20 protein-coding genes and 1 tRNA gene are annotated in these 25,298 nt (G+C 61.2%); 15 read left to right on the top strand and 6 right to left on the bottom strand.

What is annotated here, in order from left to right:
* The first annotated feature begins 121 nt into the window (after window positions 1-121).
* Together ABIN98_RS27770 and ABIN98_RS27765 are read left to right on the top strand one after the other, a co-directional pair.
* Window positions 122-1,234: an LLM class flavin-dependent oxidoreductase gene (locus tag ABIN98_RS27770; RefSeq protein ID WP_346915303.1), complete on the top strand. Its 1,113-nt coding sequence runs from the start codon at window positions 122-124 to the stop codon at window positions 1,232-1,234.
* The gene (locus ABIN98_RS27765; protein WP_346915301.1) at window positions 1,231-2,031 is read left to right on the top strand and encodes an alpha/beta fold hydrolase; all 801 of its coding nucleotides are present in this window, start codon (window positions 1,231-1,233) and stop codon (window positions 2,029-2,031) included. Before ABIN98_RS27770 ends, ABIN98_RS27765 begins: the two co-directional genes overlap by 4 nt.
* A 45-nt stretch (window positions 2,032-2,076) precedes the next feature.
* Here the strand turns inward: ABIN98_RS27765 and ABIN98_RS27760 are convergent, their stop codons facing one another.
* Window positions 2,077-2,718, bottom strand: a complete 642-nt coding sequence (locus tag ABIN98_RS27760) for a glutathione S-transferase family protein (protein WP_346915299.1) — start codon at window positions 2,716-2,718, stop codon at window positions 2,077-2,079.
* Window positions 2,719-2,846: 128 nt separating this feature from the next.
* Here ABIN98_RS27760 and ABIN98_RS27755 point away from each other — a divergent pair, with 128 nt between their 5' ends.
* The 4 genes from ABIN98_RS27755 to ABIN98_RS27740 all read left to right on the top strand — a co-directional run bounded on the left by ABIN98_RS27755 (window position 2,847) and on the right by ABIN98_RS27740 (window position 7,845).
* Window positions 2,847-3,518: a TetR/AcrR family transcriptional regulator gene (locus ABIN98_RS27755; RefSeq protein ID WP_346915297.1), complete on the top strand. Its 672-nt coding sequence runs from the start codon at window positions 2,847-2,849 to the stop codon at window positions 3,516-3,518.
* A 371-nt stretch (window positions 3,519-3,889) separates the two neighbouring features.
* Window positions 3,890-5,656 carry an FAD-dependent oxidoreductase gene (locus ABIN98_RS27750; RefSeq protein ID WP_394701641.1) on the top strand — a complete coding sequence of 589 codons (1,767 nt, stop codon included), beginning with the start codon at window positions 3,890-3,892 and terminating at the stop codon, window positions 5,654-5,656.
* Window positions 5,657-5,666: 10 nt separating this feature from the next.
* Complete coding sequence (locus ABIN98_RS27745) at window positions 5,667-7,457, top strand: thiamine pyrophosphate-binding protein (protein WP_346915293.1); 1,791 nt, start codon at window positions 5,667-5,669, stop codon at window positions 7,455-7,457.
* A gap of 19 nt (window positions 7,458-7,476) precedes the next feature.
* Window positions 7,477-7,845 carry a cupin domain-containing protein gene (locus ABIN98_RS27740; RefSeq protein ID WP_346915291.1) on the top strand — a complete coding sequence of 123 codons (369 nt, stop codon included), beginning with the start codon at window positions 7,477-7,479 and terminating at the stop codon, window positions 7,843-7,845.
* A 69-nt stretch (window positions 7,846-7,914) separates the two neighbouring features.
* On the opposite strand, the gene ABIN98_RS27735 is transcribed toward ABIN98_RS27740, so the two are convergent.
* The gene (locus tag ABIN98_RS27735; protein WP_346915289.1) at window positions 7,915-8,892 is read right to left on the bottom strand and encodes a LysR substrate-binding domain-containing protein; all 978 of its coding nucleotides are present in this window, start codon (window positions 8,890-8,892) and stop codon (window positions 7,915-7,917) included.
* A gap of 187 nt (window positions 8,893-9,079) precedes the next feature.
* On the opposite strand from ABIN98_RS27735, the gene ABIN98_RS27730 reads away from it, so the two are divergent.
* From ABIN98_RS27730 to ABIN98_RS27710, 5 genes are all read left to right on the top strand, one after another.
* A complete protein-coding gene (locus ABIN98_RS27730; RefSeq protein WP_346915287.1) occupies window positions 9,080-10,345 on the top strand; it encodes an ABC transporter substrate-binding protein in 1,266 nt (421 codons plus the stop codon).
* Window positions 10,346-10,532: 187 nt separating this feature from the next.
* On the top strand, window positions 10,533-11,408 hold the full coding sequence (locus ABIN98_RS27725) for a branched-chain amino acid ABC transporter permease (RefSeq protein WP_346915285.1): 876 nt from the start codon (window positions 10,533-10,535) through the stop codon (window positions 11,406-11,408).
* A complete protein-coding gene (locus ABIN98_RS27720; RefSeq protein WP_346915283.1) occupies window positions 11,408-13,942 on the top strand; it encodes a branched-chain amino acid ABC transporter ATP-binding protein/permease in 2,535 nt (844 codons plus the stop codon). The genes ABIN98_RS27725 and ABIN98_RS27720 overlap by 1 nt, the downstream gene beginning before the upstream one ends.
* 21 nt (window positions 13,943-13,963) lie before the next feature.
* The gene (locus ABIN98_RS27715) at window positions 13,964-15,421 is read left to right on the top strand and encodes an aldehyde dehydrogenase family protein (RefSeq protein WP_346915281.1); all 1,458 of its coding nucleotides are present in this window, start codon (window positions 13,964-13,966) and stop codon (window positions 15,419-15,421) included.
* Window positions 15,422-15,482: 61 nt separating this feature from the next.
* Window positions 15,483-16,205: an SDR family oxidoreductase gene (locus tag ABIN98_RS27710; RefSeq protein ID WP_346915279.1), complete on the top strand. Its 723-nt coding sequence runs from the start codon at window positions 15,483-15,485 to the stop codon at window positions 16,203-16,205.
* Window positions 16,206-16,275: 70 nt separating this feature from the next.
* Here ABIN98_RS27710 and ABIN98_RS27705 read toward each other — a convergent pair whose 3' ends face one another.
* The 3 genes from ABIN98_RS27705 to tcuA are packed head-to-tail and all read right to left on the bottom strand — an operon-like array spanning window position 16,276 to window position 19,587.
* Complete coding sequence (locus tag ABIN98_RS27705; protein ID WP_346915277.1) at window positions 16,276-17,091, bottom strand: sugar phosphate isomerase/epimerase family protein; 816 nt, start codon at window positions 17,089-17,091, stop codon at window positions 16,276-16,278.
* The gene (tcuB, locus tag ABIN98_RS27700; protein WP_346915275.1) at window positions 17,088-18,203 is read right to left on the bottom strand and encodes a tricarballylate utilization 4Fe-4S protein TcuB; all 1,116 of its coding nucleotides are present in this window, start codon (window positions 18,201-18,203) and stop codon (window positions 17,088-17,090) included. The genes ABIN98_RS27705 and tcuB overlap by 4 nt, the downstream gene beginning before the upstream one ends.
* Entirely contained in the window at window positions 18,190-19,587 is a 1,398-nt protein-coding gene (tcuA, locus tag ABIN98_RS27695; RefSeq protein WP_346915273.1) for an FAD-dependent tricarballylate dehydrogenase TcuA, read from the bottom strand. The genes tcuB and tcuA overlap by 14 nt, the downstream gene beginning before the upstream one ends.
* Window positions 19,588-19,787: 200 nt before the next feature.
* Between tcuA and ABIN98_RS27690 the strand changes: the two genes are divergently transcribed.
* On the top strand, window positions 19,788-20,450 hold the full coding sequence (locus ABIN98_RS27690) for a GntR family transcriptional regulator (RefSeq protein WP_346915271.1): 663 nt from the start codon (window positions 19,788-19,790) through the stop codon (window positions 20,448-20,450).
* 420 nt (window positions 20,451-20,870) lie between these two features.
* On the opposite strand, the gene ABIN98_RS27685 is transcribed toward ABIN98_RS27690, so the two are convergent.
* Window positions 20,871-20,944 (bottom strand) — tRNA-Gln (locus tag ABIN98_RS27685).
* A gap of 423 nt (window positions 20,945-21,367) precedes the next feature.
* Between ABIN98_RS27685 and ABIN98_RS27680 the strand changes: the two genes are divergently transcribed.
* The 3 genes from ABIN98_RS27680 to guaB all read left to right on the top strand — a co-directional run bounded on the left by ABIN98_RS27680 (window position 21,368) and on the right by guaB (window position 25,285).
* Complete coding sequence (locus ABIN98_RS27680; RefSeq protein ID WP_346915404.1) at window positions 21,368-22,876, top strand: Ppx/GppA phosphatase family protein; 1,509 nt, start codon at window positions 21,368-21,370, stop codon at window positions 22,874-22,876.
* The gene (locus tag ABIN98_RS27675; protein ID WP_346915269.1) at window positions 22,873-23,586 is read left to right on the top strand and encodes an RlmE family RNA methyltransferase; all 714 of its coding nucleotides are present in this window, start codon (window positions 22,873-22,875) and stop codon (window positions 23,584-23,586) included. Before ABIN98_RS27680 ends, ABIN98_RS27675 begins: the two co-directional genes overlap by 4 nt.
* A gap of 196 nt (window positions 23,587-23,782) precedes the next feature.
* On the top strand, window positions 23,783-25,285 hold the full coding sequence (gene guaB, locus ABIN98_RS27670) for an IMP dehydrogenase (RefSeq protein ID WP_346915267.1): 1,503 nt from the start codon (window positions 23,783-23,785) through the stop codon (window positions 25,283-25,285).
* The last annotated feature ends 13 nt before the right edge of the window (window positions 25,286-25,298 follow it).

Here is a 25,298-nt window from a genome sequence, read left to right as displayed (position 1 = left end):
GATTTCTGATGGAAGAAGTCAGGTAATATTGTTTTTCATGACATTCCCACTGCCTCTACCGTGAGAGGCAGTGGGCCTTCGGGCCCTTCTTTCTCATGTCAGAAAGCTCGGAGGGGATTTCTTGAAACTCGGATTTTTCACCATGCCGATCCATCCGCTGGACAAGGATTGGCGCCAGTGCCTGCGCGAAGATCGCGAGGCCTTCATTCTCGCCGATGAGCTCGGTTTCGTCGAAGGCTATTGCGGTGAGCACGTCACCGACCGGGCCGAGAACATCACCAGTTCCGCGCTTTTCATCGCGACGCTCGGAGATGCGACCAAAAACATCCGCTTAGGCACGGGTACGGTCAACCTGCCGAATAACCATCCGGCTGCGGTCGCCGCCGAAATTGCCATGCTGGACCATCTGCTCGACGGCCGGTTCAACTTCGGCATCTCGCCGGGCGGCCTGTTGTCGGATGCGGAGGTGTTCGGCAACCTGGACGAAAACCGCAACGAGATGTTCGTCGAGGCGATCAACCAGATCCTGGAAATCTGGGCGAGCGAACCGCCCTACGACATCAAGGGCAAGTACTGGAACGTTTCGGTTGCGCGCACCATGCTGCCGGAAATCGGCCAGGGCTATATCCCCAAACCCCTTCAGGACCCGCATCCGCCGATCATCTGCACGGTCGTGGCGCCGTTTTCCAAAGGTGTGATCGAAGCGGCCGCGCGCGGGTGGCAGCCGATTTCAGCGAACTTCCTGTTGCCGAAATGGGTCGCGACCCACTGGCCGAACTATGTCGAGGGCTGCACCCGCGCTGGACGCCCGGCGTCGCCCGCCGACTGGCGCGTCGCCAAGAGCGTGTTCGTCTGCGAGGATGCGGCCAAGGCGGAGGCCTATGCCAAGGGACCGGACAGCCCCTATCGCTACTATTACAACCAGATCCTGACCAAGATGAAGAAGAACGGCCGGGCGGAACTGTTCAAGTCCGACCGCTCCATGCCGGACGAGGCGGTGACGCTGGAATATGTCCTGGATGAACTTGTCATCTTCGGCGAGCCGGATAAGGTTGCCGACGAACTGCTTGCCTTCCAGGAAACGACGGGCGAAATCGGGACGCTGCTCTATGCTGGCCATGACTGGGCCGACAAGGATCTGGCGCGCCGGTCCATGGTCCTGATGGCGGAACAGGTTCTGCCGAAGGTCAATGCGGCGGCCGGAACCTCTTTGAAGGAGAAAATGTCGGCATGAGCAATGTGCAGCGTCTCGACCTCGGCGACGGGATCGTGATCGAAACGGAAGTGTCCGGGCGGGGGGGTGCCCCCTGGATCGTGCTGTCAAACGGTCTGGGCACCACACGGGACATGTGGCGGCCTCAGCTCGATCTGCTCGAGGGCGCGTTCCGGGTCCTGCGTTACGACACCCGCGGTCATGGGGGCAGCTCGACCCCGATAGGGCCTTATTCGCTGGATGCGCTCGTCGGCGATGCCATTGCGGTGATGGATGCCCACGGCGTTGAAAAAGCCATTTTCATGGGGCTTTCCATGGGCGGCATGACTGCCATGGGCCTGGGGCTTGCTCATCCCGATCGACTGACAAAGGCGATCTGCTGCGCGGCCCGGGCCGATGCACCGCCGCCGTTCGTGCAAAGCTGGATCGATCGCATCGCCATGATCGAGAAAGGCGGGATCGGGTCTATCTGGGAAGGGACGTTGGCCCGTTGGCTGACGGCGGAAACGCAGAAAGCCGCTCCGGATCTCGTGGCGGAGCTCAAGGCCGATTTCCTGAGAACGACGGCGGAAGGCTATTGCGGCTGTGCGGAAGCGCTGAAGAAGCTGGATTATCTGAAGGATCTTCCGGGTCTTGCCGTGCCGATCCTGTTCGTTTCCGGTGCCGAGGACATGGCGTCGCCGTCAGCCGCCATGAGGCATATGGCCGACGAGACCCCCGGCAGCCGTTATGCGGAAATCCCGGCGGTCGCGCACATCCTCAATTGCGACAATCCGGATGCCTTCAACCGGGTCATCGCCGAGTTCCTCGGCATCTGATCCGGACTTGCCGAAACAGACCCCGCCCGTGGTTGCGGGCGGGCGTCAGGTCGGTTCCGTAACCCTCAAGGAATCGTAGGAAGTCATGATGATCTCCTTGTAGGCCGGACGCGCCGCAATCCGCTTGTAATAGGACCAAAGCGCCGGCAGGTCCGGCTGATCCAGCCCCATGGTGTAATAGCGGTACAGGCTGGCGGCGACCGGGATATCGCCGATGGTGAAATGATCGCCGGCCACGTAGCTGCGGGTCTGGAGTTCGCTGTCGAACTGGGTATAGGCCTCTGTCAGGACCCTGGTGGCGTCGGCCAGTTTCTTCGGATCGCGTTCCGCTGCCGGTAGCCGGACGCACTGGTAGAAGGCGGTGATGAAGTCCGGATAGATGCTGTTCTGGAACCACTCCATCCACATGTCGGCGCGGGCGCGTTCCGCCCAGGTCTCCCCCCAGATGTCCGCATTGCCGTAACTGCCGGCGAGATAGCGCAGGATGGCGTTCGATTCCCACACGACCACGGAACCGTCGGCGAGGGTCGGGATCCTGCCCGTGGGATTGAGCGCGCGGTAGTCCGGCGCGTCCAGGCCACCGAATTTCCCGCCGAGATCGATCCGCTCGAACGGGAGATTGAGCTCGTTCAGCAGCCACAGCACCTTCTGGACATTTATCGAGGTGGTTCGTCCCCATACGATCATGCGCAATCCCCCATTGCCCGGTTGGTTCGAATCCGGACTTCAAAATAATTTATCACATGATAAATCGTTACGCTGCAACTCCGGAAAAAATCGTCTATAAGAACCTGTCAAAGGGGCGGAGAGAACGCGTGCAGGGAGATGACGAGAATTGGAGCGGTCTGATCGATCCGCCGGTTCTTGAAAAAAAGCGGCAGAAGAAGCAGCCTCAAAAGCGGTTGCCGCCGGAAGAGCGCATCAACAGCATGATCGCCGCTGCCGCGAGCTATTTCGCCGAAGTCGGTTTCGAAGGCAGTACTCGCGAACTGGCGCGCCGCATCGGCGTGACCCAGCCGCTCCTCTACCGGTACTTTCCGAACAAGGACAAGTTGATCGAGGCGGTCTACCGCAAGGTCTATCTCGACCGCTGGAATTCCGACTGGGACGTGCTGTTAAAGAACCGGGAGCTTCCGGTCCGCGCTCGTTTCGAGACCTTCTACAACGCCTATACCGACACGATCTTCGAACCGGAATGGCTGCGGATCTATTATTTCGCCAGCCTGCGCGATGCCCAGATCAACCGCTGGTACAATCACGTCGTCGAGGAACTGATCCTGAAGCGGCTGGTGCGTGAACTTCGGGTCGAACAGGGCAGGGAAGACGATGCCCAGGTCTCCCTGGAGGAACTCGAGCCGGTCTGGCTGATGCACGGCGGCATCATGCAATATGGCGTGCGCAAATATATATCCGGCTTCAAGGTGCTGGAAGACAAGAGCGCCGTGATCGCAATGGCGCTCGATATGTTCTTTTCGATCAGAAGATGAACGCGTCTGGCGGCGAAGGCCCGATATTTGCGCAAGGCATATGGCATTGGAAACTGCTGTATTTTCCCAGCCCAAGGGGGACGAGGAGGAAGCTTCGGCAGTATTCCAGGCCGTGAGCCAAATCGGCAGCAGCCAGGTTCGCGGCGCGCTTCGTCCTATATGCTGGGCTTATAGCCCGTTTGGATTTTGATATTTTTCCAACGCGTTCGGCTCTTCTACATTGTCAAACTCGGAAAGTAGAGTCGTGTCGGTATGCGTGCCAGCGTATGCGGCTAATCACCGGACCAAGCTCCGGGGTGGGAGGAAAAATTGGCCGCGAAGAAGTTCGCCTCAGATTTTTGCGTGGCGGGTAACCCGGTTGCCTGCGCGAAGTGACGAGCGGCGTTGAAGTCATGCGAAGCGAGCGGGAGCACATCCCGGTTACCGAACCTTTGGAAGCCGATCTTGTCGTTCTTGGCAGCGGCGCTGGCGGGTTGACTGCGGCTTTGTCTGCTTCGCTCGCCGGGCTCGATGTGCTCGTTCTCGAGCACCAGCCGGTTATCGGCGGGACGAGTGCCAGGTCATCGGGAACGGTCTGGGTGCCGGACAATCACCTGATGCGGGCGGAAGGGATCGAAGGCGACCGTGAAAGGGCTGAAACTTATCTGTCCGGTCTGGTTGGTGAACGGGGTGAGCGGAGCATGTGGCAGGCTTTTCTCGATGCGGCGCCGAAGATGCTCGCCGATCTGGAGGCGCATGCGGACCTGCGCTTCAAGCCCTACATGACCGCACCCGATTATCGCCAGGATGTGACAGGCGCGGCCTCCGGTGGCCGGCCTCTGGAGCCGCTGGCCTTCGATGGCCGGGATCTTGGCGCGGATTTTGATCGGTTGGCCTGGCCGCTGCCGGAACTCATGCTGTTTGGCGGCCTGATGATAACCCGTGTCGAGGCGTTCAAGCTGCTGCGCGCGGATCGCGACCCGGCGGCCATGTGGCTCGGGTTGCGGCTGGTGACCCGTTTCCTTGCGGAGCGGTTCACCTACAAGCGTGGGACCCGGCTGGTGCTCGGCAATGCGCTTGTTGGCCGCTTGCTGAAGGCGCTGCAGGACCGGCAGGTAACGGTGTTGACCGGAGCGGAAACCACGAGACTTGTCCGCGATGGCGACCGTGTCGTCGGCGTGGAGATGATCCATAATGGCAAACCGGTCCGCATTTCCAGCCGCCGTGGCGTGGTCCTTGCCGGCGGTGGGTTTCCGGCAAGTGCGGAAAAGCGTGCTGAAAACCTTCCAGAACCGGTGGCCCGGTATACCCCGGCAGCGCCCGGCTGTGTGGGCAAGACGCTGGATCTGGCGTTTGCTGCCGGAGCGGTTCTTGGCCCCAAAGGCCTGGACAATGCCCAGTGGTTTCCAAGTTCGCTCATGACGCGGCCCGACGGGTCCACGGGGGTCTATCCGCATATCGTGCTGGACCGCTCGAAGCCGGGCTTGATCGCGGTGGATGCCACCGGCAACCGGTTCACCAACGAAGCCGTCTCCTATCACGAGTTCGTCCGCGCCATGTATGCGCGTGGCGGCAATGGCGCGGCGGTGCCGGCCTGGCTGGTGGTCGACCGGGGCTTTATCAGCAAATACGGCCTCGGTCTTATCCGGCCGAGAACGCCGCGTTTGCGTAAATACGTGGAGAACGGCTACCTGAAACAGGGCGCGACCATTGTGGAGCTGGCCGGTGCAATCGGTGTCCCGGCCGATGCGTTGGAAGCAACGGTGAAACGCTATAACTGCTACGCGAAGAACGGCCGTGACCCGGAGTTCTTCAAGGGCGAGGCGATTTACGACCGCGGCAATGGTGACGCTAGAGTCAAGCCCAATCCGTGTATCGGTCCGATTAGCAAAGCTCCGTTTTATGCGGTCGCGGTCTGGCCGACTCCGCTTGGCACCAGCCGTGGGCTTGTTGCGAACGAAAATGCGCAGGTTCTGGATGGCGGAGGAAAGCCGATCCCGGGGCTTTATGTGTGCGGCAACGACATGCAGTCCGCCTTCGGCGGCGAATATCCAGGGGCCGGTGCCCAGTTAGGCCAGGCCATGACTTTCGGCTGGATCGCGGCGCGCCATGCGGCCGCCGTCGATACCGCCGCTTCCATCACAAGAGAAAACGCTTAGGCGAGGAAACATGACGAAACGCAAGGGCGGCGACCTCATCGCCGAATTTCTGGTCAAGGAGAAGATCCCGTATGTCTTCGGGATCTGCGGCCATGGCAATGTGGGGCTTCTGGATTCGCTTTACGACGTGAAGGACGAGGTCAAGCTGGTCTCGCCTCGTCATGAACAGACCGCAGCCCATATGGCCGACGGCTTCTTCCGGGTCAGCCACAAACCGGCCGCGACCCTGACGTCGACCGGGCCCGGGTCCGCCAACCTGATCATGGGGCTGGCAGTCGCGCAGACAGATTCCTCGGCCGTGTTTTCGATCACGGCCAACGTGCCGACGTCCCAGTTCAACCGGGGGCCGTTCCAGGAACTGAACCAGCATCATCAGGCTGATTTCAACAACGTCATCAAGCCGGTGGTGAAGCGTTCATTCCAGCCGACACGGGTCGAAATGCTGCCGCTCGCCATGCGCCAAGCGGCCCAGACAATGACCAGCGGCCGCCCGGGCCCGGTCAATCTGGATGTGCCCTACAACCTTTTCGTCGAAGAGGCCGAAGTCAAGGAAGAGCCGGCATGGGCGGGCTTCAATTCCCGGCGTAGCGGGGCGAGCGAAGCGGACATCGCCCAGGCAACGGACTGGCTGCTGGCGGCTGAGCGTCCCGTGATCTTCATCGGTCACGGCGTGACCTTGTCGGAAGCGGCCGGTGAACTGGTCGCTCTTGCCGAACGGCTGTCCATTCCGGTGATCAGCTCGCCGAACGGCATGGGCTGCATGGACATGCGCAATGAGCTGTCACTCGGTTTCATCGGACGCAACGGCGCCTATCAGGCCAACCAGGCCGGCCGTCATGCCGATCTTGTGCTGGCCGTCGGTGCGCGCTTCGACGATCGCTCGGCCTCGTCGTGGATGCCGGGCTATTCCTGGAATTTCCCGGAAACGAAGCTTATCCATGTGGATGTCGACCACGCCGAAATCGGCCGCAATTATCCGCCGGACATGGGCATTCTCGCCGATGCCAGGGCCTTCCTGCGCCAGGTGCTCAGCGAACTCGACCGGCGCAATATCGGGGCCGGCGAGCGTCTGGAAGGCTGGCGCTCCCAGATCGTCGGCTGGAAGGCTGAGTGGGACAAATTCGTACAGCCCGGATTTGACATGCATAGCTCGCCGATCCGACCGGAGCGGATTGTCGCCGATTGCCGCAAGATCTTGCCGGATGACGGCATCATCACCCTGGATTCCGGCATTCACCACAACTGGTTCATGCAGTTCTGGGAATCGCGCCGGCCGCAGTCGATGCTGAACACTTGGGGCTATTCCGGCATGGGCTTCGGTCCGAGTTCGGCGCTGGGGGCGAAATTGGCCGCCCCCGACCGGCCAGTGATTTCCGTCTGCGGCGATGGAGGCTTCACCATGGTGCCCCATGTGCTGTGCACTGCGGTGGAGTACAACATTCCCGTGGTCTGGATCGTGTGGAACAACTTCGCCTGGGGCGCGATCCGCGATCTGCAATACGCCTATTTCGACGGCCGCGAATACGGCACGGCCTTCTATCAGGGCCCGAACCACGAACCCTACAACCCGGACTTCGCCGCCTGGGCGCGCGCTGCCGGGGTCGATGGCTACACCGTCACCCGGTCGCAGGATTTTGCAGGGGTGCTGGAACAGGCGATCGCCGCCAACCGTCCGGCCCTGATCGACGTTCATGTGGATGCCGACATCAGGCCGCCGGCGACCGGTGCCTGGGAATTGCCGCCGATCGTACCGAAACAGCCGGTGTTCGGTAGGCCCTGGCGCCCCGGCGATGCGGATTGACTTTCAAGGGAGAAAACGAATGGCCGAAAAAGGCAAAGCATGTATCCGCAACATCGCGGAAGAGCCGTGGCAGCAGTTTCCGGGACACTTCGGCGGTGCGCTGTCCAAGGCTCTGGTGCATCCGGATACAACCGGATCCGCGCAGCTGGACTACCGGATTTCCACCTACCAGCCGATGGCCTATGTGGAGCGCCACGTTCACAAGGTGCAGGAGCAGGTCTATCACGTTCTCGACGGTGAGGGCCTGATGGAGATCGACGACGAAACGAAGGTGGTGCGCAAGCACGATGTCATCTTCATTCCGCCGGGATGCTGGCACTCGATCCAGAATTCCGGACTGGGCGATCTGACCTTCATCGTGGTTACGACGCCGTTGAAAGACGAATAGGCGAACAGCGCTTTTTCTACACAGCTTCGGCGCGGGCATTATCCGCGCCGAAATCCTTTCCGGCTGGCGTCAGATCATAACGCTTGAGGAGGCCAGGGTGCGCAACACCGAATTGTCCTCGAAACCTTCCCACTCATGGTTGTCGATCAGTTCCTGCGCGGTTTCCTTCAATTCCTTTGCGACCACGGCTGCCGCGGTCGACAGATGTTCGGGGGCAAGCGAATAAAGGAAGTTGCGCCGGCGGAACCGGGCATCCGAAATCGGCAGGCAACGCCACTGGCGCCCTCTGGCACCTTCCTGCATGACTGCCCCCATCGGCTTGATGGTGGCGCCGATATCGTCATAGACGCAGTTCATCAGCAGCGACAGGGAATCGATTTCCGCGACCACGTTGGTCGACAGGCCCCGATTCTCGAACTCGGCGGCGATCCGCTGCCTGAGGCCGTGTGAGCCAGTCGGCAGGATCAGCGGAATTTCCGAAGCTTCCTGGATGGTGATCGATTTTCTGCCCGGCGGGACGAGTTTGCTGTGCTTCGGGATCATGACGAACAGTTCTTCGATCAGAAGCGGCTCGACCGTGAGTTCTGAGGAGATATCGCTGGAAAACAGCACGGCCAGATCCAGCTGGCCGAGGCGCATCAGATGGCCGATGTGGCCGCTCATGCCTTCGACCACGTTGAGCAGAATGCTCGGATAACGTTCCCGGATCTTGCGAACGAGACTGAGCCCGATCGCCGCGACGGTGGTGGCGGGCAGCCCGACGGAGACCATGCCCTGAACGGCGCCGGTATCGCTGCGCGCAATCGACAGCGCCTGGTCGAGCTGACGCAGCATGAAGCGGGCGTGATGATAGAGCGCAAGGCCGTTTTCGGTGGGCGAAACCCCCTTTGAGGAGCGGTGCAGGAGTGGCTTGCCGACCTCGTCCTCGAGCTTTGCGAGCTGCTGGCTTAGCGCCGGCTGGGCAATCAGCAACTGACGCGACGCCTTGGACAGGCTGCCGCTTTCCACGATCTGCACGAAATAACGGAGTTGGCGTGTGTCTAGCATGTTGACGATCTAACTCCTGTTTTGGCCATAAGTCCACCTTATAACCCGTCTCTTTATTTAATATTTCCGCGAAAAAAAAGGATTTTCTACAATCCACTCATCATCGACCAAGCTGGTCCGAAGATCAGCGCGAATAACCTGAAAAACAATATTTCTCAGTGGATCGTGCACAATGGGAGGAAATACCATGACTAATCGCAACAGCTCAGGTGGGTCGGGCAGCAGCCTGGTGACCCGCCGCTCGGCATTGAAACTCGGCGCGGCCGGGATCGCGGCCGGTTCCGTCCTCGGGATGCCGGGCATCCTCAGGGCGCAGGACGTCATCAAGGTCGGTCACCTGACCCCCAAGACTGGCTTCCTCGGCGTCCTTGGCGAATATGCCACGCTCGGCATCAAGCTTTCCGTCGATCAGATCAACGCAGCCGGTGGCGTCAACGGCAAGATGCTGGAACTGATCTCCGAAGATTCGATCAATCCGGATGTCGCCACCACCAAGGCGCAACGCATGATCGAGCAGGACAAAGTCGACTTCCTGATCGGCGAAATCAGTTCCGCATCGGCACGGGCGATTTCGCAGGTCGCGGAGCGCAACAAGAAACTGTTCATCGCTGTCGGACCGCGCTCCGACACCCTGCGCGGCAACAGCTGTTCCAAGTATATGTTCTGTACCGACATTCCGAATACCGTGATGGTGAACGCGGTCGGTGGCGCGCTGAAGCGCGAGGGCATGGTCAATGGCAAGAAATTCGTCACGCTGACGGCCGACTATGTTTTTGGGCATGACTTGTTGCGCGCCGCGAAGGCCTTCTTCGACGCCAATGGCGGCATTCTCGTTTCCGACGATCTGGTGGCAACCGACGTCACCGACTTCAGCCCCTACCTGCTGAAGATCCGTCAGGCTCAACCGGACGTCGTCTGTCTGAACCTCGCCGGCAACCAGGTGACCAATTTCGTCAAGCAGTATTCCGAATACGGTCTCCCGTTCCCGACGGTCGGTTTCAACCTGAACACGGCCGACGCCTGGGCGGCCGGCATCGGCAACCTGAGCGGCACCTGGCCGACCCCGTGGTACGACACCCTGAATACCGAAGGGACCAAGGCCTACGTGTCGTCGTTCAAGGAAGCCTATGGGAAACTGCCTGAGAACCACTCCTGGATTTCCTTCGTGGCTATGCGGATCATGGCCAAGGCGATCGGCGATACCCAGTCCGTGGGCACGTCGGACCTGATCGAGTATCTGGAATCCGGACAGAAGTTCGATCTCCTGAAAAACCGGGACGGCTATTTCCGGGCAGGCGATCACCAGCTGATCCAGGAAGCCTTCGCTTTCTCGGTCGACCAAAAGGCGGAAAACGAGCACGACATGATCGTTCTCGGCGGTCCAGTCCCGGCGGCGGACGAAACTCTGGAATCGATTTTCCCGACCGTCGAACAGAACGGATGCAAGCTTTGACGCGCATCGCAGTCTGAAGACCTGAAGCTGGACGGGCGTCCTTCGACGCCCGTCCGTAGGAAAGTCTGCACGGCGGATCCGGCGGAAACCGCAAGTCGAAGATCCTCTCTGACAATCGGAGCGCGAGGGCAGGGGCCTGAATGCAATCCGGAGGTCAGGGCGCCGTGCCCCATGTTCGGAAATTGACATGCAATTCGTCTTCCTGATGGAGCAGGTGGTGAACGGTCTCGTCCTCGGAGGCTATTACCTGCTTATCGCCCTTGGTCTGTCGCTGATCTTCAGCGTCGGCGGCATCGTGAACCTGTCGCATGGCGCCTTTTATGCGCTCGGCGCCTACATCTCGATCGAGATTGCCAAGGTTTTCGGCTTTGCCGGTGGGGCGGTCTTGTCGCCCGTGATCGTCGGACTGCTCGGAATTCTGTTCGAGCGTTTCATCCTGCGCCGTTTCTACCGTGCTGATCCGATCCTGAGCCTTCTGGTCACCTTCGGGCTCGCCATGGTCGGCGAACAGCTGATCCGGATCATATGGGGCGCGGCCCCGATCCCGGTTTCCCTGCCGCAAGATTTGAAGGGCCCGGTTTTCATCGGCGACTTCCTGTTTTCCAAGTACCGGTTGTTCCTCCTGGGCGTCGTGATTGTCGTCCTGACGGGCATCTGGATGCTTTTAAACAAGACCTCGTTCGGCCGCGTGGTGCGCGCAGGCATTCAACAGCCCGACATGGTCGCAGCACTCGGGATCAGGCTCCAACCCTACATGACCACGGTCATCGTGCTCGGTGTTGCCATCGCGGCACTCGGCGGCGCTCTGTTTGCGCCCATCACCATCGTCCATCCCGCCATGGGCGCGGAAATCATCACGGTCGCTTTCGTTGTCGTCATCATCGGCGGGCTCGGCAGCTTCTGGGGCGTGATCCTGGCCGCACTTCTCGTCGGCGTCGTCCGCGGGGTGACCATCTATTTCTATCCGGCGGCCGGTGCCGCCTCCATCTACGTCCTCATGTTCCTGGTGCTCATGTTCCGTCCGCGCGGACTTCTGGGTGAGCGGATCGAGAAATTCGAATAATGAAAACGACACTTCTGCAAAAATACCAGCCGCTTTGGATCGGCGTGGCCGTGATGGTGGTCCTGCCGGTGCTGTTGCCGATGATCGGCCTCACGGTGAACACGGCATCCGTCGTGGTGATCCTGGCCATCGCCGCCATTGGCCTCAATCTTCTGGTCGGCTATACGGGGCTTCATTCCTTCGGCCATTCCATGTGGTTCGGCATGGGGGCCTATGCGGCAGCACTTGCCCAGCGAAACCTGTTCGCCGACCAGATTATTCTGCCCATCCTGCTGTCGATGGTCTTCGTCGCCGCGATGGCGCTGGTGATCGGCATGCTGATCCTGCGGCGCAGGGGCGTTTATTTCGCCCTCCTGACCCTGGCTCTGGTCGCGCTCAGCTACACCATCGCCTTCCGCTGGACCGAAGTGACCGGCGGCGAGGACGGTCTGGGCAATCTGGTGCGGGGAACGCTCGGGCCGATCGATCTCGATGACAGCATCAACTACTACGCCTTCATTTCCGTGGTCGCCGTGCTGGTCCTGTTCTTCATGATCCGCCTGCTGAGGTCGCCGTTCGGCCATGTGCTGGTCGCGATCCGGGAAAATCAGGAACGGGCTGCCTTTCAGGGCTATGACATTCAGCGCTACAAGCTGATTTCCTATGTACTTTCCGCCGTCATCACCGGTCTTGCCGGTGCGCTCTCCGGCTTCGAACACTACCTGGTGTCGGCGGAGACCACCTCTGTGGCATTCTCCGGCGAATTGCTGGCAATGGTCGTCATCGGCGGCATGAACAATATTCTCGGTCCGGCGATCGGGGTTATGTTCTACATCCTGTTCCGCGAGATGTTCTCCATCTGGACGGGCAACTGGCTGCTCTGGTTCGGGCTGATCTTCGTCGCCTTCGTGCTCTACTCTCCGGGCGGTATCGCCGGGATCTGGGGGCAGATCCGCAACAAGCTGCGGCCGGCGCCGGAAGAAACGGCTGCCATGAGCCGTCGGAAGATCTACGACGGTCTGCCTCTTCCCGGGTTCCTTCGTCCGGAACCGCGCTCCGGTCCGGTGCTTCAGGTCGAGGCCATCGACAAGAGCTTCGGCGGCTACAAGGCGGTCAATCAGGTCTCCCTGACCGTTGACAGCGGCCAGATCCATGCCCTGATCGGACCGAACGGCGCCGGCAAGACCACGACCTTCAACCTGATTTCCGGCATGTTCCCGCCCGACGGCGGCGCGGTCCGGCTCAATGGCAACCCGATAGAAGGGCTTTCCGCCAATAGAATCGCGGAAAAGGGACTGGCCCGGTCGTTCCAGATCACCAACCTGTTCGAAGGGGTGTCGATCTACGAGAACCTGCGTCTTTCCATCCAGGCCAAACACACCTGCCGTTACAATTCCTGGCGGGATATCGACAGCTACGACGACGTGCATGAGCATACGGAAGAGCTGACCAAGTTCCTCGGGCTGGAAGGGATCGAGGACATCAACGGCGGCGACCTGTCCTATGGCGGTCAGCGTCTGGTCGATCTCGGGATTGCGCTGGCCTCCAAGCCGCAGATCCTGCTGCTGGACGAACCTCTGGCCGGCCTTGCGGCGGCGGAACGCGAGCGCGTTTCCAGTCTGGTCCGGCGGATGGCGGAAAATATTCCGGTCCTTATCGTCGAGCATGATCTGGACCGGGTGTTGTCGCTTTCCCATGAAGTGACGGTCATGAACCAGGGCGAAGTCCTGATGACCGGTGGTCCGGAAGCGGTGCGTGCCGACAAGCATGTGCAGGAAATCTACACCGGCACTGGCACGCCGCCGGTCACCGGCCGGGTGGCCGGCCTGGACGCGGCGGCCAAACCGCTGCTGGTGATCGAGGGCATCAACACCTTCTACGGCAAGAGCCATATTCTCAACGATGCGACCCTGAATATCCGCAAAGGCGAGATCGTGGCGCTGCTCGGCCGCAACGGGGCCGGAAAGTCCACGCTGTTGAAGAGCCTGGCTGGCCTCGTGCCACCGAAAACCGGAAGCATCCGGTTCGACGGTCAGGAACTTGTCGGCCTGTCCGCGCCCGATATCGCGCGGGCCGGTGTTGGCTATGTTCCGCAAGGGAGGGGCATCTTCTCCGGCATGAGCGTCGGCGATAATCTCGCGCTCGGCCGTCTGGCGCGGTCGACGGATGGCGACGGTGCGGTGGTGTGGAGCGAGGAGAAGATCCTCGACATGTTCCCGCGCCTTAAGGAACGCTATCACACGGCGGCCGATTACCTCTCCGGTGGCGAACAGCAGATGCTGGCGGTGGCCCGGGCGCTTTCGGGCAATGTGAAGCTCCTGCTTCTGGACGAGCCTTTCGAGGGACTGGCTCCGGCCATCGTCGAGGAACTCTTCACCGTCTTCGACAAGCTGCGGCAGGAGCTTCCGATCCTGATCGTGGAACATAACCTGGACCTCGTCCTGGCTCTGTCGGACCGGGTGTTCGCGCTCGAACGCGGCGCGGTGTTCCACGAAGGCCCGGCCGAGGCCCTTTTGACCGACATCGACTACAGAAAAGAAATCCTCTGGCTTTGACCCGGCAGGAAAGGATCCATCATGAATGATATGCGAGACACTTTTGGGCTGGGTCAGTCGGAGACTTTTCCGCTCTACATCGACGGCAGTTGGGAACCGGGCGAGGGGGAGCCGTTTACGCTCCTGAACAAATACACGCTCCAGCCCATGGCGAGCATTTCGTCGCCGAGCGATGCACAGATCGCCAAAGTGATCGATAGCGCGCACGCGGCTTTCAAGGCAGGCGCTCCGGTTGCCTATGAGCGGGGTGCGATCCTCGACCGTGCCTCGGTGCTGGTGGCAGAACGACGGGACGACTTCATCCGTATCATGCAGCAGGAAGCAGGCTTTACCGCTACGGACGCGGGCGGCGAGGTCAACCGCTGCATCCAGACCCTTCGGCTTTCGGCGGAAGAGGCTCGCCGGCTCGCCGGAGACGTCATCCCTCTGGAAGGCGCGCCGAACCAGTCCGGCCGGCTGGCGTTCACGGTCAGGGTGCCGCTTGGGATCGTTGCCGCGATCACGCCGTTCAACGCACCGCTCAACACCGTGACCCACAAGATCGCGCCGGCCTTTGCTGCAGGCAATTCGGTGATCCTGAAGCCGTCCAGCAACACGCCCCTGACGGCGATGAAGCTGGTCGAGGTCCTGGTCGAGGCGGGCATGCCGAAAGGCTTTCTGTCGCTGGTTCAGGGCAGGGGGCGGATCGCCGAAGCCCTGCTCGGCGATGACCGGGTGAGGTTTTTCGCCTTCACCGGCAGCACGGAAGTCGGCCGAAGCATCCAGAAAGCAGCCGGTCTGCGGCGGACGCAGATGGAGCTCGGCTCGATCGCCTTCACGCTGGTGTGCGACGACGCGGACCTGGATACGGCGCTGCCGAAGATCGTCAACGCGGGATACCGCAAGGCCGGTCAGGTCTGCACCTCGGTCCAGATCCTGATGGTCGATCGGAAGATCATGGCCGATGTTCAGCACCGACTGACGGCAAAGGTCAAGGCCCTGTCCTACGGCGATCCGCAGGACCCGGATACGTTCGTCGGCCCGTTGATTTCCGAAAAGGAAGCGATCCGGATCGAAAGCTGGATTGCCGAAGCCGTCGCCAAGGGTGCGCGCACACTTGCCGGCGGCACGCGCCAGGGAGCCGTGCTTGCACCGACCCTTCTGACCGACATCGATGTCGCGATGAATGTCGGTGCCTGCGAAATCTTCGGACCGGTCGTCTGTCTGGTTCCGTTCGATACGCTGGAAGAGGCGATCGACCGGGTCAATTCGACACCGTTCGGCCTGGCGTCGGGTATTTTCACCAATCGGATCAAGGATGCGTTCCATACCGCCTTGAAGCTTGAGGTCGGTGGCGTTCACATCAACGAAACCTCCAGTTCGCGCGTGGACATGATGCCCTATGGCGGCTCGAAGGACAGCGGCTTCGGTCGGGAGGGGCCGTATTACGCGGTTCACGAAATGACGGAAGAGCGCGTCATCACGATTTCACTGAATTGACACTCACTCTCAATCGGATTGCCGGCAGGTGAGGCCTGCCGGCGACAACAAGGAAACAATCATGAGCAAGAAAATCGCCATCGTCTTCGGCGGGTCCCGGGGTATTGGCGCCGCCTGCGTGAAGAAACTGAACCAGGACGGGTTCGACGTCGCCTATACCTATGTCAGCAGCGCGCCGGATGCAGTGACCGCGGCCGCAGGCACTCGCGTCCAGGGCTACAAGGTCGACATCACGAAGCCGGACGAAGTCGCGAAGGTCTTTGCCGATGTGGCTCAAGATTTCGGGGCAGCGCCGACATGCGTGCTGGCCAATGCGGGAATCAACGTGCCTCCCGGGCCGATGGCCCAGTTCGATCCGGACAATTTCCGCAAGCTGGTCGAAGTCAATATCGTCGGCGCGTTCAACATCCTCGCGGCAGCCGCCCGGAACGTGGCTGATAACGGCTCGATCATCGCCACCACCACGTCTCTGGTTCGCAATGCAGTACCAGGGGTCGGACCCTACAGCGCAACCAAGGCGGCGGTCGAATGTCTGATCCGATCCATGTCGAAGGAGCTGGCGGGCCGGGGTGTCCGGGTCAACGGCGTGGCGCCGGGGCCGGTCGATACGGATCTTTTCCGTGCCGGCAAGAACGAGGAAGCCCTGAAACGGTCCGCCGCCATGAGCCCGCTCAACCGGGTTGGCCAGCCGGAGGAAATCGCCGAAGTCGTGGCGTTTCTCGCCTCCGACAAGGCGTCCTGGGTCCTTGGCCAGATCGTCCAGCCGAACGGCGGGATGATCTGAAGCCGGGTCATCATAGAGGAAAGCAGACTTTGCCCTCCTTGCCCGGCCGTTTCGACGGTCGGGTTTTTTCTTAAAATCCGTAATTCTTCAGGGCGGCCACGGACCGGGGAAAGTCCCGTTCGGGGTCTCTGGAAATGATCTCCAGAATGGGTCGCTCCTTATGGCCGACGGCGGCGATTGCGTCCGGCAGAACCTCGAAATCGAGATCGCCTTCACCGACTGCATCGTGCCGGTAGATCTGACGGGTGGTGTCCGACAGGTGGACAAGGGCAAGGCGGGAGGCGACTGTCTTCAGTCCCTCGACCGGATCCTCGCCGATGAAATGGCCGTTGGCGACATCGTAGCAGATTTTCAGGTCCGCCTCGCCATAGCGCGCGAGGGACGCCATCAGGCCTTCCGCATCCGGCAGGAAGGCGAAGGGCATGTTCTCGATCCAGATTTCGATGCCAAGACGCGCCGCCAGGGGCAGAAGCGTATCGAGCGCCTGAAAGAAATAGCCTTCCAGAACGTCGTTCGACAGCGGGAACAGCGGGTTGGGCTTGCCCGGGCCGAGGACCATCGCCTTTGCGCCGAGGTCCGAGCCGAGATGCAGAAACGCGCTGTTGAGCTCAAGGCTCGCGCGTCGCATTTCCTCTGCGGCGGCGGCAATGTTCAGATCGATGTTCGGGGTGTTGATCGTGGTGAGCGTCAGGCTGCTATCGCCAAGCGCCTTGCAGGTTTCCGCGACCGCCTCGGGTCCATCTGAAATCCAGAGATGGCCGGGATAAAGCATCAGTTCGATTTCCGCCACACCCAGTTCTGCCAAGTGCCGCAGACAGTCTGAGGCACGCATGCTCTGGGTATAGGAATAGGTGTTCACGCCGAAGCGGTTGCCGATTTGGGTCATGCGGTCTTGCCTGCAGTTGCGGGACGATCGGCCTTCGTTTCCGCCGCATAAAGCGCCAGAGCGCCGAAGCGATAGAAGCCATGCACGAACTTGCCGTAGGGCATGGTCAGGAACAGGGCGAAGACGACGCCGAGGTGAAGGGACAAGGTAATGCCGAGCGCCGGGGTGTCCCTGAGAGCCATCAGCAGCAGGCCGGTCAGTCCGGTCGCAAACATCATGGCAAGGAAGGCGGTCTCCATGCCCAATTTCGATTTGTCGACCATGTCCGGATACCGTGTCAACTTGGCCTTCATCAGTCCGATCGGGCCGATCACAAGGCCGATCCCGCCGGGAATGCCGAACAGTTTCGGCAGCGAGAACAGGCCGTAGGGCGCTTCCCAGCCGAAGCCGTAATGATAGATCGTGCCGGTACAAGTGGCCGCAAAGCACAACAGGAAGCCGTAGAAGGTGAGGTGATGATAGAGCCGCCGGTTGTCGGTCGGCCGTTCGTCCTCATTGTAGCAACCGACCCCGCCGCCATCGAGATAGCGAAGCGCGGCAGCATCCTTGACCGCCTGCCACAGGGAAAGCCCGGACCCGGCGGCAACGCTACTCACGCCGACATCCTTCCAGAAATTGGCAAAACCCATGATCAGGGCCAGCGCCGCATAGAGCGCGACAGCGCCGAACAGGCCGGCCATCGCGTTATGCGGCATCAGCTTATAGAAGTTGCCGGTGGTCGAAGTCAGCGCCGACGGGTCGTGCCAGACCGCAAAGCCGAGGATGAAGCCTGCGATGGACAGGGCCGCGACGATCGCAATGGCGAGGCCGTTGCGGTCGAACATCGGCTGAAACGCCTTCGGCCAGGCGTAGTGCCGGTAGCTGTCGGTGCGAACCTGAGAGAGGGTTTTCGGCACGTTGACATTGAACTCGTGCGGCGGCGAGAACTGGCAGTCCGCGTAGCAGGCGCCGCAGTTGTGGCAGAGGTTCGCCAGGTAGTTCAGGTCGCCGTCGGCAAAGCTCCGGCGCAGTTCCATGGCGGGGAAGACCGCGCACACGCCCTCGCAATAGCGGCACGAGTTGCAGACCGTCATCAGCCGTTCCGCTTCCTGCAGATGATCAGTTGCATGCATGCTGAGCGGCTCCTTCGCCTGCGATTTTTCCGAAGACACTGCCGATGGTCATGCCGACGCCTGCGGCATAGCCCTTGCCGAGCACGTTGCCGGCCATGATTTCCCCGGCCGAAAACATGTTTTCCGCTCCCCCGCCCGAAGCCATCTGCATTCGGGCTTCCTTGTCGACGCGGGTGCCGAGATAGGTGAAGGTGATGCCCGGCCGCACCGGATAGGCATAGTAGGGCGGGTCTTCCAGCTTCGTTGCCCAATGGGTCTTTTCGATCGCAAGCCCCCTGGTGCGGCAGTCGTCGAAGACCGTGTGATCGAAGGTGCCCGGCTGAACCGCATCGTTGAAACCGTTGACCGTTGCTTCAAGCGTGTCCGCCGGAAGCTCGAGCTTCTGCGCCAGTTCCGCGATCGATTGCGCCTCGATCGGTGGGAACAGGGACGGCATGAACTTCTTCAGGGATTTGCTGTCGAAGATGATATAGGCGATCTGGTCCGGTTGGGCGGCAACGAGCCGGCCCCAGATGGCGTAGCGCTTTGGCCAGAAGTCCTCGCCTTCGTCATAGAAACGTTCCGCCTTCCGGTTGACCACGATGCCGAAGACGACGCAGTCGAGACGGGTGATGATGCCGCCATCAAATTTCGGCGCCCGCGCGTCGATGGCGACCGCGTGGCACTGGGTCGGATCGCCGATGGCTTCCACGCCGCTGCCCAGCAGCATCTTCAGCACGTCGCCCCGATTATAAGGCGTGCCGCGGATCAGGAAGTTTTCCGCGCATTCGCCCCAGCCTTCTTTCAGCCAGTCGATATTCGCCTCGAAACCGCCAGCAGCGGCAACGAGGGACTTGGCGGTGATTTTCGTGTCTTTGCCGTTGACCCTGGCAGTGGCGGAGCGGAACGTGCCGTTGTCGATCTCAAGGCTTGCCACCGGGGCATCGTAGAGCACGTCGATACCGAGCTTTTCCGCCGTCAGGTAGAGTGCGTTCAGCATCGCCCTGCCGCCGCCGAGGAAGAAGGAGTTGGTGCGCCCCAGGCTCAGAGTGCCGCCGAGGGACGGCTGGAACCGTACGCCCTGTTCGGTGATCCAGGTCAGCATTTCCTTGGACTTGGTGATCATGTGCCGGGCAAGCGCCTCATCGGTGTTGCCTTCGGTCACGCGCAGCAGGTCGTCCCAGAATTCGTCTTCCGTATAGGGGCCGGTCAGCGTGTCGGTCGCCGTGTCATGGGCGCAGCGCATGTTGCGGGTGTGGCGGGTGTTGCCGCCCCGGTAGAATTTCGGCGCGCCCTCGACCACCAGCACCTTCGCGCCTTTGCGTCGGGCGGCGATGGCTGCGCAGAGCGCCGCATTGCCGCCGCCGATCACCAGAACATCGGTGTCGATGCTCTCAACTGTCATAATGCTGCTCTCCCCCTCATTTCCCGGAAGGCGGGGCCTCCGGACCATGTCCGACGTATATATATAAATAGGATACCTTTGTATACTAATGTCGACTAAAATTTCCAGAAGGTATTTTTATGCCTATGATGCCGGATCGCTGCTCCGACGGCGTGAAGGAACGGCCCCATGAAAGAGGCAGGATGGTGAATCAGGACGTAATGTTGGGACGGCAGGAACGCGGCCGGGGAGATAGCTCCCGGGGTAGCAAGGTCTATCAGGCACTGCTGGAGCGGATCCGTAACGGCACGCTGCCGCCGGGGTCGCGGATGCGCGAAGACGAGATCGCGACTCTACTCGGCGTCAGCCGCACGCCGGTGCGCGAGGCACTGGCGCGGCTGCAGGCGAGGGGTCTGGTCGAAAGCGCGCGTGGCGGCTGGACGATCGTCGAACTTACCCGATCCCAGGTCATGGAACTTTACGCCATGCGTGGCGTTCTGGAGGGCGCAGCCGCCCGTTTTGCGGCGGAAAATGCCTCTTCAAGCGAAATCGCCGGCCTCAAGCACGTGGCTGAGATGTTTTTCAGGTCGGAGAGCGATTCTTCTGAGCGTGCGCGGATCAACATGATCTTCCATGAGGCGATCTACGAAGCGGCTCACAATACCTATCTGATCCGCATGCTGCAGGATCTGAACGACTCACTTGCATTGCTTTCGGACACGACCTTCACCGTCGAGGGGCGTGTGGAGGGCGCCGAAGTCGAGCACGGCCTGATTCTGGCCGCCATTGAGGCGCGCTCGCCGGAGGCGGCCGAACAGGCGGCACGCGCTCACATCCGCCACGCCCTTGAGGCTCGCCTTACCTTACTTTTCGAGCGCCGCTGAGTCCCTGTGTGCGGAGGGGATCTGGACGAAATCCCGTCACCGTCCATTTGCTGGAGTAAATTTAGTATACAGTAGAATGCAGTTGCACCGCTTTCCGAGTAGCGTTTCTCTTGGCTTTTGAATTCAACAAGACCAAGTTAAGGCAGTAGGCAACGTCGCTTGCGCTTTCGGTGGCCGGTTTGGCGGCCCTCTGTTTTCAGAACCTGCCTCTGCCGTTCCTGTTCGGGCCCATGCTCGGCAGCCTAATCTCGGCCTTGCTTGGCGTTCGGCGGCGCAGCGCGGCGCAGATTTCCGTCCCGATTGCGCGGGAGGGGAGGTTCGACTTAGCTATATAGGCCCCGATTGTTACCCAGAATCGCAGGAGCAAGAAGGCGGAGGTCAAGCGTTGCTAAGGAAATATGCCGATATTTTGAAGGTAGGTGGCTGGGGAACCTGGATTCGAACCAGGACTAACGGAGTCAGAGTCCGCGGGTCTACCGTTAACCTATTCCCCAACAGGGGCACGCCGCTGAGATCGCTTTCGTCAGGGCAATGCAGGGCAGTTTCGACCCGAGCGGGCCAAGGCGCCAACCTTGTAGGCAGCGTATATATCCAACTTGGGGCAGGATGCAACAGGGCAGATGCATTTTTCAAGTGTCCGGTCTCACTGTCACGCAGGGCCGGGAGCCGGAAGCCCTTTAATTAAAATCTGACGCTTTTCGCCGCACAGACAACCTGTTACAGTTTCACCAACGAAAGATATGCATGGGGCGGAGCGCTTGCGGTCCGGCTTCGTGCCGAAAGGCTGAAACGTGACACAGTCAGGTCAGGAACCGCCCGAACCCGGGCGCGGTGCCCCTGATGCGTCCGGAATCGACAGCGCCCTCAAGGCGCAAACGCGGTCCAAACGCCGGCGACGCAGGCGGCGTGGCGGCAAGATGCACAGCGCGGTGGAAAACGGAGCGCAACGTTCCGCTCCGCCAGCAGCGGCATCCTCCAGCGGACAGGCGGATTCCGGCCTCGCATCGGCACTTCAGGCAGATTGCAGGCCTGCAAACGGCGGTTTGCAGGCAAGGGCGGATATGGCCGCGGACGGGCGGAACCCAGCCGACGGTCCGCGAAGCGCAAAGGGCCAGAAGGCAAAGCGTCGGCGTAACCGCAAGCGTGGTGGCAAAAATGGTGGCGCGGGCCGGGAAGCGGCCGAGAGGATCGCGACCCGGGACAATCCGAGCGACGATGAAACCCGCAGATCGGAGGATCTGCCGGCAACACCCGTGAACGGAGCCCAGCCGCAATCGTCCAGATCCGGGCGCAGAAGGCCGGTCCTTGGCAAGAACCAGCCGGAGGGACGCGGTCGTGCGCCTAGAGCCGGTGCGGCAAGCCGAAGCCGGAATCCGGTCGCACGTCAAGAGAACCGCAAGCTCTATGCCGCGCTGGATCTGGGAACCAACAACTGCCGTCTGCTGATTGCGCGGCCCGAGGAGCGCGGTTTCCGGGTCGTTGATGCCTATTCGCGAATTGTGCGGCTGGGCGAGGGTGTCGGAGCGCACAAGCGTCTGGGCGAAGCGGCGATGGACCGGGCGATCGATGCGCTCGCCAATTGTCACCGCAAGCTGGCCGAACGCGGTGTGGAACGGTCGCGGCTGATCGCCACCGAAGCTTGCCGGGCGGCCGAAAATGGAACGGAGTTCATTGCCCGCGTTCAGGCGGAAACAGGGCTCGCACTAGAAATCGTCAACCGCGAAACCGAAGCCCGGCTTGCCGTGGCCGGATGCGTTTCGCTTGTCGACCAGGAAGCCGAAGGCGTCATCCTGTTCGATATCGGTGGTGGATCTTCGGAAATTGTCTGGCTGGACCTGCGCAATCGGTGCGGCGCGCGCGGCTATGCCCTGACCCGGTTCATCCGCTCCTGGATTTCCCTTCCCGTAGGCGTTGTCAATCTCGCCGAGCGTCACGGTGGCGTGCACGTCACGCCGGATATCTTCGAGGCCATGGTGGCCGATGCCGCCGAACACTTGGCGGCTTTCAGCCTGGGAGAGGAACTGACGGCGGCGATTGCCTCTGGCCGGGTGCATATGCTCGGCACGTCAGGGACGGTGACGACGCTTGCAGGCGTCCATTTCGGGTTGAAGCGCTATGACCGCAGGAGGGTCGATGGCGCATGGCTTGAGAACACCCAGGTTGGGGCTATGATTGATCGCCTGCGCGACATGCCTTACGAAGAGCGCGTCGAAAACCCTTGTATTGGGGCGGATCGTGCCGATCTAGTGCTTGCCGGCTGCGCCATCCTTGAGGCGATCCGCCGCCGCTGGAGCTGCTCCAGGCTGCGCGTCGCCGACCGCGGTCTGCGCGAAGGCATTCTGACAGAATTGATGGCCGCCGATGGTGTGTGGTCGAGAAGAAAAACGAACGGCCGGCAAACGGGCCGTCAAAGAGGCAAACCATGAGCCGATCAAAACGGGGATCCGGCGACCGGGGTCTGAGTGTGCGCGTGAAAACCGCAGCCGGCCGGCGCGAATCCTCCACCCGCTGGCTGCAGCGGCAGCTGAACGATCCATATGTGCGCCGGGCGAAGGCCGACGGCTACCGGTCGCGTGCGGCCTACAAGCTGATTGAAATCGACGATAAGCACAGGCTCCTCAAACCCGGCTACCGAGTGGTCGATCTGGGGGCGGCGCCGGGTGGCTGGTGTCAGGTCGCAGTCGAACGCGTGCAATCGAGCGTGGACGCACCGAAGGTCGTCGGCATCGACTATCTCGACATGGACCATGTCCGCGGCGCTGTTTTTCTGAAAAAGGATTTCCTGGACGATGATGCGCCCGACGCCTTGATCGAGGCGCTCGGCGGTCACAAGCCGGATGTGGTTCTCTCCGATATGGCAGCGCCGACGACCGGTCACCGCCAGACGGATCATCTGCGCACGACCCATCTCTTCGAGATCGCGATCGATTTTGCCCGCCACAATCTGGTGCCCGGCGGTTCGTTCCTGGCCAAGGTGTTTCGCGGGGGAACGGAAAACGAGCTGCTTGCCGATTTGAAGCGGGAATTCAAGACCGTCTCTCACCTTAAGCCGCCGGCCAGCCGCAAGGAAAGCCCGGAACTCTATGTGATCGCCAAGGGATTCCGCGGCATGAGCGAGGAAGACGAACGCGAATAGCCTTCGATCCTCCGGTTGCGGCAAACTTGCTGCCGGTTTCGCGGGACAGGGGCTTTTCTTCCTGTCACCTGCATGTTATTGACCCGCGCCAACTTCTCCGGCAAAGCCGAAGCGAATCGTCAGATGCAAGAACCCCACCGTTCCTGCGTCGCACATGCTCATTAACTCATGCCCACTAGCTCAGGGGGAATTGGCAATGGCCTCATTCTTTGTTCCGGCGACCGGAATGGAAGCGCTCACCTTCGATGATGTCCTGCTGATCCCCGGACATTCGGAAGTCATGCCGGGTCAGACGGAGCTTCGCTCCCGGGTGACCAAGGACTTGGTTCTCAATCTGCCGATCATCTCTTCCGCAATGGATACGGTCACCGAAGGCCGTCTTGCGATTGCCATGGCCCAGGCCGGCGGGATCGGCGTCATTCACCGCAATCTGTCGCTCGACCAGCAGGCCGAAGAGGTCCGCAAGGTGAAGAAATTCGAATCCGGCATGGTGGTCAATCCGCTGGTCATCGGTCCGGACGCGACCTTGCAGGACGCCCTCGATCTGATGGAACGGTTCGGGATTTCCGGCGTTCCGGTGGTGGAAAACGGCGGGCAGGGCGGTCAGCACACCGGACGGCTGGTCGGGATCCTCACCAACCGCGATGTGCGCTTCGCATCGAACCCGGGCCAGAAGGTCTACGAACTGATGACCCGTGAAAACCTGGTCACCGTTTCCGACGGCGTCAGCCAGGATGAAGCCAAGCGCCTGCTGCATCAGCACCGCATTGAAAAACTGCTGGTGGTCGACGGCGAAAACAACTGCATCGGCCTCATCACCGTCAAGGATATGGAAAAGGCCAAACTTAATCCCAATGCGTCTAAGGACGATCAGGGTCGGCTGCGCGTCGCGGCTGCGACCAGCGTCGGGGATGAGGGTATGGCACGTGCCGAACGTCTGGTCGATGCCGGTGTTGACATGGTCGTCGTCGACACCGCGCACGGTCACTCCGCACGGGTCCTGGAAATGGTGTCCAAGGTCAAGACCCTGTCGAATTCCGTCCAGGTCCTGGCCGGCAACGTGGCGACATCGGAGGCTACCAAGGCCCTGATCGATGCCGGTGCGGATGCGGTAAAGGTCGGGATCGGTCCGGGATCCATCTGCACCACCCGGATCGTGGCGGGTGTCGGTGTTCCTCAGCTGACCGCGATCCTGGAATCGGTGGAAGAAGCCAACAAGCACGACATTCCGGTCGTCGCCGACGGTGGAATCAAATATTCCGGCGACCTTGCCAAGGCGATCGCCGCCGGTGCATCCTCCGTCATGGTCGGTTCCCTGCTGGCTGGAACCGAGGAAAGCCCCGGTGAGGTCTACCTTCACCAGGGACGTTCCTATAAGTCCTACCGGGGCATGGGGTCGGTCGGCGCCATGGCACGCGGTTCCGCGGACCGCTATTTCCAGGCGGAAGTGCGCGATACGCTGAAGCTCGTGCCGGAAGGAATTGAAGGACAGGTGCCTTACAAGGGCGCTCTGTCGAGCGTGCTGCATCAGCTGGCCGGCGGCCTGCGTGCGGCGATGGGGTATGTGGGCGGAAAGACGATTTCGGAATTCCAGGAAAAGGCGCGTTTCGTGCGTATTTCCGGAGCCGGTCTCCGCGAGAGCCATGCGCATGATGTCACCATCACGCGCGAAAGCCCGAATTACCCGACGAATGTGTAATACCTATACCGTG

This window comes from uncultured Roseibium sp. (genome assembly GCF_963675095.2).
Taxonomy (GTDB): Bacteria; Pseudomonadota; Alphaproteobacteria; order Rhizobiales; family Stappiaceae; genus Roseibium.
Note: the sequence above shows the minus strand (reverse complement) of the source record. Positions and strands in the feature narration are given on the sequence as shown.

Bases quoted from the DNA above. Each gene is read 5' to 3' on its own strand.
- ABIN98_RS27765 (WP_346915301.1), top strand. From the start codon at position 1,231: ATGAGCAATGTGCAGCGTCTCGACCTCGGCGACGGGATCGTGATCGAA.
- ABIN98_RS27760 (WP_346915299.1), bottom strand. From the start codon at position 2,718: ATGATCGTATGGGGACGAACCACCTCGATAAATGTCCAGAAGGTGCTG.
- ABIN98_RS27745 (WP_346915293.1), top strand. From the start codon at position 5,667: ATGACGAAACGCAAGGGCGGCGACCTCATCGCCGAATTTCTGGTCAAG.
- ABIN98_RS27740 (WP_346915291.1), top strand. From the start codon at position 7,477: ATGGCCGAAAAAGGCAAAGCATGTATCCGCAACATCGCGGAAGAGCCG.
- ABIN98_RS27735 (WP_346915289.1), bottom strand. From the start codon at position 8,892: ATGCTAGACACACGCCAACTCCGTTATTTCGTGCAGATCGTGGAAAGC.
- ABIN98_RS27730 (WP_346915287.1), top strand. From the start codon at position 9,080: ATGACTAATCGCAACAGCTCAGGTGGGTCGGGCAGCAGCCTGGTGACC.
- ABIN98_RS27725 (WP_346915285.1), top strand. From the start codon at position 10,533: ATGCAATTCGTCTTCCTGATGGAGCAGGTGGTGAACGGTCTCGTCCTC.
- ABIN98_RS27720 (WP_346915283.1), top strand. From the start codon at position 11,408: ATGAAAACGACACTTCTGCAAAAATACCAGCCGCTTTGGATCGGCGTG.
- ABIN98_RS27715 (WP_346915281.1), top strand. From the start codon at position 13,964: ATGAATGATATGCGAGACACTTTTGGGCTGGGTCAGTCGGAGACTTTT.
- ABIN98_RS27710 (WP_346915279.1), top strand. From the start codon at position 15,483: ATGAGCAAGAAAATCGCCATCGTCTTCGGCGGGTCCCGGGGTATTGGC.
- ABIN98_RS27705 (WP_346915277.1), bottom strand. From the start codon at position 17,091: ATGACCCAAATCGGCAACCGCTTCGGCGTGAACACCTATTCCTATACC.
- tcuB (WP_346915275.1), bottom strand. From the start codon at position 18,203: ATGCATGCAACTGATCATCTGCAGGAAGCGGAACGGCTGATGACGGTC.
- tcuA (WP_346915273.1), bottom strand. From the start codon at position 19,587: ATGACAGTTGAGAGCATCGACACCGATGTTCTGGTGATCGGCGGCGGC.
- ABIN98_RS27690 (WP_346915271.1), top strand. From the start codon at position 19,788: ATGTTGGGACGGCAGGAACGCGGCCGGGGAGATAGCTCCCGGGGTAGC.
- ABIN98_RS27680 (WP_346915404.1), top strand. From the start codon at position 21,368: ATGCACAGCGCGGTGGAAAACGGAGCGCAACGTTCCGCTCCGCCAGCA.
- ABIN98_RS27675 (WP_346915269.1), top strand. From the start codon at position 22,873: ATGAGCCGATCAAAACGGGGATCCGGCGACCGGGGTCTGAGTGTGCGC.
- guaB (WP_346915267.1), top strand. From the start codon at position 23,783: ATGGCCTCATTCTTTGTTCCGGCGACCGGAATGGAAGCGCTCACCTTC.